The 13878-nt window shown below is 66.5% G+C and carries 9 protein-coding genes; 3 read left to right on the forward strand and 6 right to left on the reverse strand.

Going from position 1 to position 13878, the window contains the following annotated elements; all coding sequences use genetic code 11:
• From RBH22_RS00005 to RBH22_RS00020, 4 genes are all read right to left on the reverse strand, one after another.
• Positions 1-1644 (reverse strand): AAA family ATPase (locus RBH22_RS00005; RefSeq protein WP_343218153.1); only part of this gene is annotated, 1644 nt, incomplete at its 3' end.
• Between the two features lie 29 nt (positions 1645-1673).
• On the reverse strand, positions 1674-2159 hold the full coding sequence (locus RBH22_RS00010; protein ID WP_256287767.1) for a hypothetical protein: 486 nt from the start codon (positions 2157-2159) through the stop codon (positions 1674-1676).
• Positions 2160-2285: 126 nt separating this feature from the next.
• Positions 2286-3188, reverse strand: coding sequence for an alpha/beta hydrolase (locus RBH22_RS00015; protein ID WP_306676123.1), 903 nt, complete (start codon positions 3186-3188; stop codon positions 2286-2288).
• A 79-nt stretch (positions 3189-3267) separates the two neighbouring features.
• On the reverse strand, positions 3268-4569 hold the full coding sequence (locus RBH22_RS00020; RefSeq protein ID WP_306676124.1) for an MFS transporter: 1302 nt from the start codon (positions 4567-4569) through the stop codon (positions 3268-3270).
• A gap of 144 nt (positions 4570-4713) precedes the next feature.
• On the opposite strand from RBH22_RS00020, the gene gatB reads away from it, so the two are divergent.
• The 3 genes from gatB (at position 4714) to RBH22_RS00035 (ending at position 10373) form a co-directional block, all read left to right on the forward strand.
• Positions 4714-6204: an Asp-tRNA(Asn)/Glu-tRNA(Gln) amidotransferase subunit GatB gene (gatB, locus tag RBH22_RS00025; RefSeq protein WP_256546378.1), complete on the forward strand. Its 1491-nt coding sequence runs from the start codon at positions 4714-4716 to the stop codon at positions 6202-6204.
• Between the two features lie 147 nt (positions 6205-6351).
• Positions 6352-8925 carry a DNA topoisomerase I gene (locus RBH22_RS00030; RefSeq protein WP_306676125.1) on the forward strand — a complete coding sequence of 858 codons (2574 nt, stop codon included), beginning with the start codon at positions 6352-6354 and terminating at the stop codon, positions 8923-8925.
• Between the two features lie 152 nt (positions 8926-9077).
• Positions 9078-10373: an MFS transporter gene (locus RBH22_RS00035; RefSeq protein ID WP_256287772.1), complete on the forward strand. Its 1296-nt coding sequence runs from the start codon at positions 9078-9080 to the stop codon at positions 10371-10373.
• Positions 10374-10472: 99 nt separating this feature from the next.
• On the opposite strand, the gene RBH22_RS00040 is transcribed toward RBH22_RS00035, so the two are convergent.
• Together RBH22_RS00040 and RBH22_RS00045 are read right to left on the reverse strand one after the other, a co-directional pair.
• Entirely contained in the window at positions 10473-11408 is a 936-nt protein-coding gene (locus tag RBH22_RS00040; protein ID WP_256287773.1) for a hypothetical protein, read from the reverse strand.
• A 74-nt stretch (positions 11409-11482) separates the two neighbouring features.
• A complete protein-coding gene (locus RBH22_RS00045; RefSeq protein ID WP_306676126.1) occupies positions 11483-13735 on the reverse strand; it encodes a hypothetical protein in 2253 nt (750 codons plus the stop codon).
• Between the last annotated feature and the right edge of the window lie 143 nt (positions 13736-13878).

Raw genomic sequence — 13878 nt, forward strand, 5'->3', positions numbered from 1 at the left:
GCCGTGGATACCCGACATCCCGGCGTTGAGGATCGTCGTGACCGCGCGCGGCCAGGAGTTGTCGCCGTCGTCGCCCGCGCGGGCCTCAAGCGTGGCGTACTCCGATTGCTTCGATTGGATCTCCTCGACGACGTCGTCGAGGTCGTCTTTCAGTTCTGCCTTCTCCGCTTGGAGGTCGTCGACGACGCCCTCGATCTTCGATTCGTTCTTCTCGGCCTTGTCGAGTTCCGAGTAGAGGTCCGACACCTCGGCTTTCAGATCGGGCAGCGTCTCGCGGAGGTCCTCGATCTCCGCTTCGGTCTCGGAGATTTCGGTCGCCCGTCGTCGCGTGTCGTCGAGGAGGCGATCCTTCTCGCGCTGGCGGTCGTTCTGCTCCGTTTTCAGCTCTTCGAGCCGGGCTTTCTTCTCGGCGAGATCGGATTTCAGCTCGTCGTACTCGGTGTCGACGTCGTCGATTTCGGCCTGGACTTCGGCCAGGTCCGTCTCCAGCGAGCCGATGTCGGACTTCACGGAGGCCTTCTCGACCTTGACAGAGCGGATCTCCGCGTCGAGTTCGTCGATCTCCTCCTGCTTGCGGTCGAGTTGGACGAACGCGTTCCGCCGCTCGCTCTCGGCGTCGTCGATTCGCTCTTCGGCGGCCTCGATGGCGTTCTCCAGCCGGTCGATCTCGCCTTTGACCTCCTCGATCTCGGATTTGATCCGGAGCTGTTCGTCCTCGCCCTTCCGTTCGATCTCCCGCGTGAGCGCTTCGAGTTCGTCCTCCAGCCGCGAGACGCGACCCTGCCGGCGGTCGAGTTCCTCGCGGTGCGATTCGAGCTTCGATTCGGTTCTCTCGGCTCGCTCCCGGGTCGCTTCGAGGTCCTCGCGCTTGTCTTCCAGTTCGGCGGCCTTCTGATAGCCTTCGTACTCCTCGCGCTCCTCGCGGAGCGACTGGTATTCCAGCGCCGTCTCGCGCTCGTCTTCGAGCTGGTCGAGCCGGGTCTCTTTCTCTTCGATCCGGAGGTCGGCCTCCTCGATCCGATCTTCGACGGCGTCGAGTTCCTCGAAGGCGTCCTCCTTCTTGGCGTCGAACTCGGCGACGCCGGCGATCTCGTCGATGATGCCCCGGCGCTGGTGGGGCGTCATATTGATGATCTCGGTGACGTCACCCTGCATCACGACGTTGTAGCCCTCGGGCGTGATGCCCGCTTGCGCGAGGAGGTCCTGGATGTCCGAGAGGTTGCACGAGCGGCCGTTGAGGTAGTAATACGAGTAGTAGTTGTCCTCTGTCTCTTTCACGCGGCGCTTGACGCGGATCTCGGAGACGTCGCCGACGTCGTCGCTGCCCGCGGCGTTGACGACTTGCGAACGCTCCAGCGTGCCGTCCGCGTTGTCGAGGACGACCGTGACGGTGGCCTCTTTGGGTCCGCCCCCGCCGCCGTCGCTGTCGTCGGCGTGACCGGGGTTGTAGATGAGATCAGTCAGCTTCTCGGCGCGGATGCCGCGCGTCCGGGCTAACCCGAGCGCGAACAGTACGCCGTCGATGATGTTCGACTTACCGGAGCCGTTCGGCCCCGTAACGACTGTGAAGTCCTCGTAGAACGGGATACGCGTGGTCCGCCCGAAGCTCTTGAAGCCGTCGAGGACGAGCTCTTTGATGTGCATAGGTTGCTCGTAGCGGGCGGAGCGCCCGATTATGCGACGATGATGTCGTCGTCTTCGGTCGCCGCCTCGTCGTCACCCTCGGTTTCGTTCGTCTTAGTATCGTCGTCCTTCGATTCGACCTCGCTCGGGATGTGGTCGTCCGCGTCGGCGTCGATGAAGTCCGCGTCGTCGGACTGCTGTGCGGACGTTTCGCGGCGCGACTCCGCCTGCGCCGGCGACTCCTGGTGTGGGTCCATCGGGTCTTCCGCGGTGTTCGCCTCGGCGTCGGATTCGGCGGCCGCCTCGGGCTCGGACTGGGCGTCCGACGCCGATTCGGGCTCCGATGCCGATTCGGGCTCCGACGCGACGACGTTGTCGTGACCGACCGGACGGGTCCCGGCCGCGAGGTCGACTTCGACCTCCTCTTCGAGGAGCCGAACGCGCTCTTTCGTCTCGACGAGCTCTTCGGTCAGCCCGTTGACGGCGGCCTGTAGCTCCGCGACCTTCGACTCGAGCTCCTCCACACGGTTGCTCATAGGGTAGATAGCCCGTCTCCGGCCACATAAACGTACGTCAGACACCTACCCAGGAAGTGATAGTTGACGTGAATATCCGATTCGACGGACGCCGGTAGCACCGGCTGCGACGGGACGCCGAACCTCTCACCGGAGATGCCGATCGAAGAACGCTTCGGTCCAGCCGAGCGTGAACGGCCGCTGCGTCTCGTGGACGTCGTGGCCGGCGTCGGCCGCGACCACGCACTCGGCGGTGACGTCGCTCTCTTCCAGCATATCGTGGAACAGTTCCGAGGCCATCGCCGGAACGACGTCGTCGTCCTCGCCGTGGAGGAGCAAAATTGGGGGCACGTCGGCCGCGGCGTCCGTCTGTGAGGTGTCCCACGCTCCCGGCTGTCCGTTACCACCCAGATACGTCGACGGCGACGCTCGCTCCCAGGCGTCCGGTGCCGACTCGCGGTCACCGCCCAGCAGCGCCACGAGACCGTCGGTTTCGGGCTGGTGTTCCAGTGCGTACGTGCCGGCGACGCCGACGACTGCGGCGAGCCCGTCGTGTGCGCTGGATGCGGCCGCGGCGTCGATCGGAACACCGGCGAACGCCGATTCGTGTGGCGCAAACGACGCCTCTCCGGCCGTCACCGCGGCGAGGACGGCGAGGTGTGCGCCCGTGCCGTGGCCGAACGCGCCGAGGCGGTCCGGGTCGACGCCGACGTCGTCCGCGGCGGCGCGAAGCCACCGGATCGCGGCCTTCAGATCCCGAATCTGGGCGGGGAAGCTCGCGACGTCGCTGCCGCGATACGCCGGGACGACGCAGACGTAGCCGCGCTCGGCCAGATCGAGCGCGTACCGCGCCAGTTCGCCGCTGTCGGGGGCGCGACCGCGACTGCCGGGAACGAGGACGACGGCGGCGCGGCGGGCAGCGTCGGCTGTCCCGACCCCGGCCGTCGCCGGGCGATAGAGATCGAGATGGAGGGGGCTGCCGTCAGGGGCCGCAAAGGTGACCCCGCGGCGAACGTCGATCCTGGCAGCGTCGGCCAGCGAGTCGCTCATCGGGCGTGCCGTCGATGGGACCGAGGGAATAGGTTACGGAAGCGCGAGGAAGACGTCGAATAGCGCCGTGTCCCCTCCGTCACGCACGAACCCCCGTCTCGGCCCACTGCCGGGCCAGGAGGAACAGCCCCGCCGAGAGGACGCTGATGAGTGCCATCCCGAGGAACACGGGGATGTACGTCCCGTACAGGTCGAACGAGAGGTTCGCGAGATAAGGGCCGAGCGCACCCGCGAAGGCTGAGGAGACGGACGCGACACCGAACAGTCCGTTCAGATTCTCCGCTCCGAAGAGATCTGCCATCACCGGCGTCATCAGCGCCCCGAGTCCGGCGTATCCGAACCCGAACAGCGCCGACATAGCGAGCACCACTCCCGCGTCGTGTATCTGCGTGATCGGAACCGTCAGCACCCCGATCACGACCGCGTTGCCGGCGAGGACGTGCGTCGTGTCCAACCGGTCGGCGAGGTAGCCGGTGACGAACTTCCCGATGGTGTTGGTCGCTCCGATCACGCTGATTGCGAAGACGCCGGCCTGTGCTCCGATATCGACCGACCGGGCGAACTCGACGAAGTTGACCGTCAGCGACAACGGCACGAGATACGATCCGAGAAACGCCAGGAAGAACACGGCGAACGACGGCGACAGCACGACAGACCGGACGTCACGCAACTGTTCACGAGCGGAGGGGTAAGACCGGTCGTCGGCAGTCGTCACGAACTCCGCGGAGGCGTCGATACCGAGTCGTTCCGGCCGGTCGGCAATCAGGACCGTCGCAACTGCGAGGGCGACGCTCACTAACAACGCCAGCGCGAAGTACGCGCGCTGCCAGCCCAGCGCTTCGATCAACAGACGAGCGAACGGTGGCATCGCCATCATCCCGACCCCGGCACCCGCGGTCGCGATCCCTGTGGCGATGCCCCGTCGCCGCTCGAACCAGAACACCGGTGTCACGTATGCGATGACCATCACAATGCTGAATCCGATGCCGACTGCGATCCCATAACACACCAGCACGCCCAGGAAACTGGAGAAGATGCTCGTCCCGAACAGGCCGCCGACGATCAGCACAGACCCGAGCGCGAACAGTCGGCGGACGTCGTACCGGTCGATGGTGAACCCGAACACCGCCGCGCCGACGTACATCATCACCGACTGCAGAGAGAAAATAAGAGACGTGTTAGCGTGCGACATTCCGAACGCGGTGACGAGGTGGCCGAAAAAGACGCTGAACGAGTACAGGAGCCCGTAGATCAGCAGCCCGCCGAGAAAGCACGAGGCAACGACGAACCAACCGTAGTAGAGATCCAGCCCGGCCAACAGCCGCCGGACGTCGATGAACTGACCGACCCGCGTCGAACGCGGCGGTGAGTTTGGGCCCACAGTTCCAATCGAGCGTTATTGATCGTCCGGCGAAAAAACTCCCGGTGGTATGGGCGCTAGCGGACAGTGGTCAGGGTGCTTTCGGTGCCCACCTATCCGACCGTCCCGTTAGCCTTTAGCCCCGCTACGTCGAATCACGCGTCAATGACCGCGAAGGCGCTCTCCCAGCGCGATCTCGCCACCGTCATCGGGTTGGAGGTCCACGTCCAACTCGAGACGGACACGAAGATCTTCTGTGGGTGTTCGACCGAACCGGCGGACGACGAAGAGCCCAACAGCCGTACCTGCCCGATCTGTCTCGGCCTGCCGGGTGCGTTGCCCGTCCTGAACGAAGGGGCCGTCGAGGCCGCCGTGAAGGTCGGCAAGGCGCTCGACGCCGACGTCGCCGAACACACCCGGTTCCACCGGAAGAACTACTACTACCCCGACCTGCCGAAGAACTTCCAGATCACGCAGTACGACGCCCCGATCTGCGCCGACGGCACCCTCGAAGTCTCCGTCGAGGGCGAGCGCCGCGAGATCGGTATCGAACGCGCCCACCTCGAAGAGGACCCGGGCAGCCTCCAGCACAAGGGCGGCAGTATCGACACCGCAGACTACACGCTCGTCGACTACAACCGCGCCGGCACGCCGCTGATGGAGATCGTCACCCGCCCCGACTTCCGCAGTCCTCAGGAGACCCGCGCGTTCCTCGCGAAACTCGAAGAGGTCCTCGAATACCTCAGCGTCTTCGACTCCACGCGCGACGGGTCGCTCCGCGTCGACGCCAACATCTCGCTCGTCCCGGCCGACGAGGTCGACGACGACGGCTCGATCAGCGTCGAGTCGCTGGAGGCGGCCAACCGGACCGAGGTGAAGAACATCTCCAGTCACAAGGGCGCAGAGCAGGCGCTCGCCTACGAGGTGACGCGGCAGAAGAACGCCGTCCAGCGCGGCCGCGCGGTCGAACAGGAGACGCGCCACTGGGACGAGTCACGCGGCATCACGGTCTCGATGCGCTCGAAGGAAGAAGAAAAGGACTACCGCTACTTCCGCGAGGCCGACCTGCCGCCGCTCGAAGTCTCCGACTGGAAAACGAAGATCGACATCCCCGAACTCCCCGACGCCCGCCGCGAGCGCTTCCGCGAGGAGTACGGCCTCGACGCCGAGTCGGCGGCGAAACTCACCTCGACGAAGGAGGTCGCAGACTTCTTCGAGGACGTCGCCTCCCAGTTCGATCCCGACCTCGCGGCGACGTGGGTCGCGGACAACTTACTGGGCGAACTCAACTACCGCGATATGGCGATCACCGACGTCGACGACCGCCTCGAGGAGTTCACGCGCCTCGTCGAACTCGTCGACGCCGACGAGATTACGACGAAGAACGCCGAGGAGATCGTCCTCCGGACGATGCTCGACGAGGGCGAGGACCCCGACACGGTCATCGAGGCGGAGGGCCTCGGCACGGCCGACGACGACGAGGTCGACGTCGCGGTCGCGGAAGCCATCGAGGAGAACCCCGACGCCGTCGAGGACTACCACGCCGGCGAGGGCGGCGCGATCAACTTCCTCGTGGGGCAAGTGATGCAGAAGACCGGCGGCAGCGCCGACCCCGGCGACGTGAACCAGAAGCTCCGCGAGCAACTCGACGAGTAACGACCTCGTCTCGATTCGAGGATCTGCGACGCCCGCCACACTGCGAGCGCCTGAAACGGCTGTTTCGCGCGCACGGGCGCGCTGTCCGCTGATTTTGCACGATTCGGCGCGAAAGCTTTAGGCCGGCCCCTCGCTTATCGCCGGGCAATGAGTCAGGGCCCGGAACTGATAATCACCGAGAAGGACAACGCCGCTCGGCGGATCGCCGACATCCTGAGCGGCGGGTCCGCCGAGGCCGACCGCCTCAACGGCGTGAACGTCTACAAGTGGGGCGGCAAGCGCTGTATCGGCCTCTCAGGCCACGTCGTCGGCGTCGACTTCCCGCCGGAGTACAACGACTGGCGGGACGTCGAGCCGGTCGAACTGATCGACGCACCGATCGACAAGCACCCGACCCAGGAGAACATCGTCGCGGCGCTCCGCCGTCTCGCCCGCCGCGCGGGTCGCGTCGTCATCGCGACCGACTACGACCGCGAGGGCGAACTCATCGGCAAGGAGGCCTACGAACTCGTCCGCGAGGTCAACGACGACGTCCCGGTCGACCGCGTCCGTTTCTCCTCGATCACGGAGAACGAGGTGACCGACGCCTTCGAGAACCCCGACGAACTCGACTTCGACCTCGCGGCCGCCGGCGAGGCCCGCCAGATCATCGACCTCGTGTGGGGGGCGGCGCTCACGCGCTTTCTCTCGCTGTCGGCGCGCCAGCTCGGTGACGACTTCATCTCTGTCGGCCGGGTGCAGGGGCCGACGCTGAAGCTCATCGTCGATCGCGAGCGCGAGATCGAGGCGTTCGATCCCGAAGACTACTGGGAACTGTTTGCGGACCTCGAAAAAGACGACGCCGACGAAGACGGCTCCTTCGAGGCGCAGTACTTCTACCTCGATGAGGATGGCAACGAAGCCGAGCGCGTCTGGGACGAAGACACTGCGGACGCGGCCTACGAGACGCTCCGGTCGTCGTCGACGGCGTCGGTCGAGTCGGTCCGTCGGCGCACCCGGACCGACGATCCGCCAGCGCCGTTCAACACGACGCAGTTCATCCGCGCCGCGGGCTCGATCGGCTACTCCGCCCAGCGCGCGATGAGCATCGCCGAGGACCTCTACACCGCCGGCTATCTCACCTACCCGCGGACGGACAACACCGTCTACCCCGACGACCTCGACCCCCGAGAGCTCCTGGATTCGTTCGCCGGCACGCGGGACTTCGGCGACGACGCGAAATCGCTGCTCGACCAGGAGGAGATCGAACCGACCGCCGGCGACGAGGAGACGACAGATCACCCGCCGATCCACCCGACCGGCGAACTGCCCAGTCATTCTGAACTCACAGAAGACGAATGGGAGGTCTACGAACTCGTGGTCCGGCGGTTCTTCGCGACCGTCGCCGAGGCGGCTACCTGGGAGCACCTCCGCGTCGTCGCGACTGTCGCCGGCGACGACGAGGGCCTCTCGCTGAAGGCCAACGGCAAGCGGCTCCTCGACCCGGGTTATCACGCGGTCTACCCGTATTCCAACGCCAGCGAGTCGTTCGTCCCCGACGTCGCCGAGGGCGAGGAACTGACCGTCACCGACACTCGCCTCGACGCAAAGCAGACCCAGCCGCCGCGGCGCTACGGCCAGTCGCGGCTCATCGAGACGATGGAACAGATGGGCATCGGGACGAAGGCGACCCGCCACGACGTCATCCAGAAGCTGTACGACCGCGGGTACATCGAGAGCGACCCGCCGCGGCCGACGCGACTGGCCCGGTCGGTCGTCGAGGCCTCCGAGGAGTTCGCCGACCGCATCGTGAGCGAGGAGATGACGGCCCAACTGGAGGAAGATATGCAGGCCATCGCCCGCGGCGAGGCGACGCTCGACGGGGTGACAGACGAGTCCCGCGAGATTCTCGAATCGGTGTTCGAGGGGCTGATGGAGTCCGGCGAGGAGGTCGGAAAACACCTCCAGGAGTCGCTGAAGGCGGACAAGACCGTCGGCGAGTGCCCCGAGTGCGGCGGCGACCTCGTGATCCGAAAGAGCCGGCAGGGCTCGTACTTCATCGGGTGTGACTCCTATCCGGACTGCACCTACACGCTCCCGCTGCCTTCGACCGGCAAGCCGCTCATCTTAGAGGAGACCTGCGACGAACACGGTCTGCACCACATCAAGATGCTCGCGGGTCGCAAGACGTTCGTCCACGGCTGTCCGCTCTGTAAGGCCGAGGAGGCCGACGAGCAGGAGGATCTGGTGATCGGGCCGTGTCCCGAGTGTGGTGAGAGCGCGGCGTCGGAGACGCCGCGAGACGAAGGCGACGACGCCGCAGCGGGCGGCGAACTCGCGATCAAACGCCTCCGCTCGGGGTCACGGCTCGTCGGCTGTACGCGCTATCCCGATTGTGAGTACTCGCTTCCCTTACCGCGCCGCGGTGACATCGAGGTGACAGACGAGACCTGTGAGGAGCACGACCTCCCGAAACTCCGGATCACCTACGACGACGACAGCGAACCGTGGGACCTCGGCTGTCCGATCTGCAACTATCGCGAGTACCAGGCCGAGCAGAGCGAGAGCGGTTCCGACCTCGAAAGCGTCAGCGGCATCGGCGAGAAGACCGCCGAGAAACTCAAAGACGCCGGCGTCGAGGACGTCGCCTCGCTCAAAGAGGTCGAACCGGATGCGCTGGCCGAAAAGGTCGACGGCGTCGGACCCGACACGGTGCGGAAGTGGCAGGCGAACGCCGACTGAGGCCCTGTTGCGGATCTGTCCAGGCTGACTCGTCGTTGCGGATCTGTCCCGACTGAAAGCGACTTCCGTGCGGCGTCCGTCGCCCCGAGTATGTGGAGACGCTCGGGGCCAGCTGTCGTCGCTCGAACGCGGACACAGAGCGGGGCCGTACGATGATCGGTGACACCGACGGGCGCGTGATCGCGCTCGGGCTCGCCCGGATGGCGGACGCGCTCGGCAACTCCTTTCTCATCATCGTGCTGCCGCTGTACATCGCGAGTGGCCAGGTATCGCTGGGCGGTCTCGTCGGCGGCGACCTCTTCGGCGTCGCCGTCGGCGAGGAGCTACTCATCGGGTTCGTCCTGTCGCTTTTCGGGTTCGTCAACAGTTTCGGGCAACCGTTCACCGGTCGTCTGTCCGATCGGTTGGGCAAGCGCAAGTCGTTCGTCCTCTTCGGCCTGGTGTTGTTCGCTATCGGGAGCGTCGCGTATCCGTTCTTGACCAACTACTGGGCGGTCCTCGTCGCCCGTGGATTCCAGGGGATCGGTGCCGCGTTCACGGTTCCGGCGACCGTGGCGCTCGTCAACGACTACGCCCGGTCGGACAGCGAACGCGGGGGTAACTTCGGCGTCTTCAACACGTTTCGGTTGATCGGTTTCGGCTTCGGCCCGATCGTCGCCGGCGTCGTCATCCGATTCGGCCCGTACCCGACTCCGTTCGGCCTGCTCTCGGGCTTCGACGCGGCGTTCGGCGTCGCCGTGGCCGGGGCCATCGTGAGCTTCCTGCTCGTCTACGCGGTGGTGGACGACCCGCCGACGCTCGACGCCGAGGCCGGCGACGACCTCTCGGTTCGGATCCTCGAACGGAGCGGGCCGGGACGGTTCGACTCGGTGTTCGTCCTCGGCGTCGCCACGTTCTTCATGGCGATGACGATCGCGCTGTTCGCGCCGCTGGAAGCGCCCATCCGCGCCCGCCTGAACGAGGGTACGTTCCTCTTCAGCGTCCAGTTCGCGGCCGTCGTCATCGCGAACGTCCTGCTCCAGATCCCGATCGGGAGCGCGAGCGACACCTACGGCCGTCGGCCTTTCCTGCTCGCCGGCTTCGTGATCCTCGTCCCCGCCGTCTTCGCGCAGGGCGTCGTCTCGACGCCGCTGGCGATGCTCGTCGCACGTCTCCTCCAGGGCGTCGCGGTCGCGCTGGTGTTCGCGCCGTCGCTCGCGCTCGCGGGCGACCTGGCACGCGAGGGACAATCGGGCAGCACCCTCTCGGTGCTGACGATGGCGTTCGGGCTCGGCGTCGCGGTCGGGCCGCTCACCGCCGGCTTCCTGTACAACGCCGGTCGGCTGTCGACGCCGTTCACCTTCGGTGCGGTCGCGGCGCTCGTCGCGCTCGTTCTCGTGTACACCCAGGTCCGCGAGTCGCTGCCGACCGACGCCGACAGCGGTGCCACGCCGCTCGGCGAGGACTAACCGGGCGCTATCCGCCAGCGATGTGGCTCGAATCGAACTGCGCGTCACCCCGCCAGCGACAAGCCCGGAGCGCACAGCGCGTTCACGCCATCTGCGCGCTCACACCGCGATTTCGGTCTCGTGGGCCGCGGTCGCGAGCGCGTCGCGAACGGTTTCGGCGGCGTCGAGTTCCTCGGCCTCCGCGACGTTCTCCATCAGGACCGTCTCCGAGGGGAACAGGTTCTCGCCGAGGACGAGGCCGTGATCGCGGGCGGTCGAGCCAGTCATCGTCAGGTAGACGCCGAGACCGACGTCCGCGATGGCCGCTTCCTCCTCGCGGTCGTCGTCGGGGTAGGCAAAGGAGATGCCGTCGAGCGGTCGCGTACCGAGGACGGCCTCGACGAGCCGTTCGTACCGCGGCGAGATGCACAGTTCGCCCTCGTAGCCGGCGACGAACTCGCGGTCGAGGTCGGCCCCCGGTGGCAGAATCTCCGGACGCGCCATCAGGGTGTGATAGACGGTGTCGCCGAGTCCCGAGACGACCCGAACGTCGGTGTTCATCGGGTCGATCCGGGCGTTGACGTCGGCTATCGAGCCGACGCCTTCGGGTTCGAGTTCGACGACCTCCTCTAAGACCAGATCCGCGCTGTCGAAGCCCAGGCCGAACTCGTGGGTGCGGAGCGCGCGGAAGGGCTCCTCGCGGCCGACGAACTGGACCGGGACGCCGCCGATGTCGACGGTGAGGCTGTCGAAGACGATCCGACGGGGCATCCCCTGGCGGTCGTCGCGGAGGAGCGTGTACTCGGGCTCGTAGTCGTCCTCGAGATCGGAGTACGTCGCGAGCCGCTGGTAGATGTCCGCGCCCGGCTGGGTATGGCCCTTCGTGACCGCTTTCTCGTGGCGGAGCGTCGAGATGATCTCGTCGGCCACGGTCTCGACGTCGGCCGCGCTGCCGGCGGCGCTTCGCTCGGCAACGTCGGCGACGCGTTCGAGAACGGCTTCGAGGGGTCGGCCCTTGCGGGGGACGGCGACGCGAATCGCCTCCGTCTCAGTCATTGTCGAACGCACGGGGTGGCGCGCTAAACAGATTGCGCTTCGCGGTTACGGCTCTCGGAGGGGATTCGACCCGCTCACTGACCGCCGGGGCCGAAGGCGTCGTTGAGGCGGTCGCGGAACGTCTGCAGTTCTTCGATGTCGCGTTCGATGGACTCGAAGCGATCGAGTTCGGCCGAGAGCGCGGACATATCGGCCCGAAGCTCGTCGATCTCGGCTTCGAGCGAGTCGCGAACGTCGACGACGTCGCCGTCGAGCGTCGCGATGTCCTCGCGGACGTCGCCCATCTCCTCGTCGAGCCGCGAGACGCGCGCCTCGGTCTCGTCTACGTCCATCGCGACGTCGTCGACGTCGGCTGCGACGCCCTCTAGATCGGACGACATCCCGTCTACGTCGGCCGCGAGTCCGTCGACGTCCGCCGCGACCTCACCCATCTCGGCGGCTACTTCGTCGACGTCTGCTGCCACCGTATCGACGTCGGCTGCGACGTCGTCTACGTCGGCTGCCACGGTATCGACGTCGCTCGCAACGTCGTCGACGCCCACCTCGACGTCCGCGACACGGTCTGCGGTCGCGTCGAGTCGCTCTTCGAGCCCGTCGGCCCGCTCGCGAAGGTCGTCGAGGCCGGCTGCGGCAGCCGAGGCGGTCTCGTCGACCTCGTCGAGTCGTTGCGTCGTCTCAGTGAGCCGCTCGTCGTTCGCGTCGACGTCCTCGTGGAGGCTCGACACGTCCGCGCGAATCTCCTCGCGGTCCGTTTCGGCGGCGTCGAGCGAGGCCTGCAGATCGTCGAGTTCCGCGGTGATCTCGTTCAGTTCCGTGTCGAGACGTTCGACCAGTTCCGCGCCGGTGCCTTCCTCGTCGATGAACTCCGCGAGCGCGTCGGCGTAGGCGTTGAGCTCCTCCACCTGCGCCTGTACGCGTCGGAGGCGAACGTCCGCGCTCCGTGGCAGCCCGACGTCGAGCTCGCCGCGGAGCGTATCGAGATCGGACTCGGAGACTTCCCCGGCACGGATTTCCTCGGCGAGCGTCGCCGCCAGGCCCCCGGACGCTGCGGTTCCGGCTTCCGCAGCGGCGGACGCCGACTGAGAATCGGCTGACTGCGTCGATGCTGGCTCGGCGCTTACGTCGGTGCCGGACTCGGCGCTCGCATCGGCCCCGGACTCGTCGGCTGCGGCGGTCACTGCGACATCAGAAGCGTTCACGCCCGGCTCGTCGACGTGTTCTTCGACGTGTTCGTCGATGTCGAGATAGTCGTCTGCGTCACTCTCTCCGGACGCCGTTGTTTCGGGTGCCTCGTCGGCCGCGTCGACGTCGGCATCTTCTTCGCCCTCTGCATCCGACTCCACCGGCTCCGCACTCTCCTCGTCGGTCTCGTCTGATTCCACTGGCGTACTCTCGCCGTCGTCTCGCTGGCGTAGTGCGGGCGTGAGATCAGTCGCTATCTCGCGCGGGATGGCTCCGGGCCCCGCGGCCACGTCCGATGCGTCCGCCAGGCTGGCGGTCGCCTCCGACTCCGCTGCCGCCGTTCCCGCACCGCTCTCAGCCGTGGCGTCGCCTGCGTCGACTTCTCCCGCGACGCCGTCCGCGTCTCCTGCCTCCACTTCTCCCTCGATGCCGTCCGCGTTTCCTTCTGCTGTGTCGCCTGTGGCGTCTTCTACTGCGGCGTCGTCGGTGACGCTCTCGGCTGTCGCCTCCGCACTGGCCTCCGCGCCGAGTCCCGGGTCGTCCGAACGCGCGTCGTCGGCGTCCACCGCTGCGGACGATTCGACGGCGTCCGGCACCGGATCCTGTTCGGGCTCTGATTCGTGTCCGACCGGCTGCTCGTGTCCGATTTCTCCGTTGGGCTCGCTTTCGGTCGCCAGCCGTCCGTTGCCCTGCAGGGCGTCGCGGACGAGTTGGCTCCGGTCCGCGCCGAGGATGTCTTCGACCTCGGCGCCGGTCTGGTCGTCGCTGGATTCTTCGGGTGCGGGCGGGCGTTCGAGAATCGGCTCGCCGAGGAATCCCTCGACGTCCGAGACCTGTTCGAGACGGATCCCGTACACCGTCGTGGTCTCCTCACCGGGGTCGAGGGTCCGCTCGTACTCGACGCGGTGGTCCTTGTAGGCGGTCCAGTTGTCGCTCTCGTAGTCCGGATGGAAGCCGACCCCTTCCATCGGGAAGTCCTCGGGGATCTGATCGACGAGCCGGACGTGTACGGGCTCGTCGCTCTCGGAGTCGAGCCGGAACTTGATCGCCGGAACCGGGAACTCGTCGCCGGCGAACGACTTCTCTACGCGCACGTCGTCGTCTGACACGGCGGTCGTTCTATCGGCGTCGGACTCGTGGCTCATAGACCACCTTACCGAAACTGCTCACATAAAACAACCGGGCAAAATACCGTTCCTGATAGCGTCGGCCGGGGTCGTGGCGGTTCTTCCCACTGTGGACGTAACAACCCGAACACATTTTTTCAGGCCGACGCGGTCATAAATAC

This window comes from Halobellus sp. H-GB7, from assembly GCF_030848585.1.
Lineage (GTDB): Archaea > Halobacteriota > Halobacteria > Halobacteriales > Haloferacaceae > Haloquadratum > Haloquadratum inordinatus.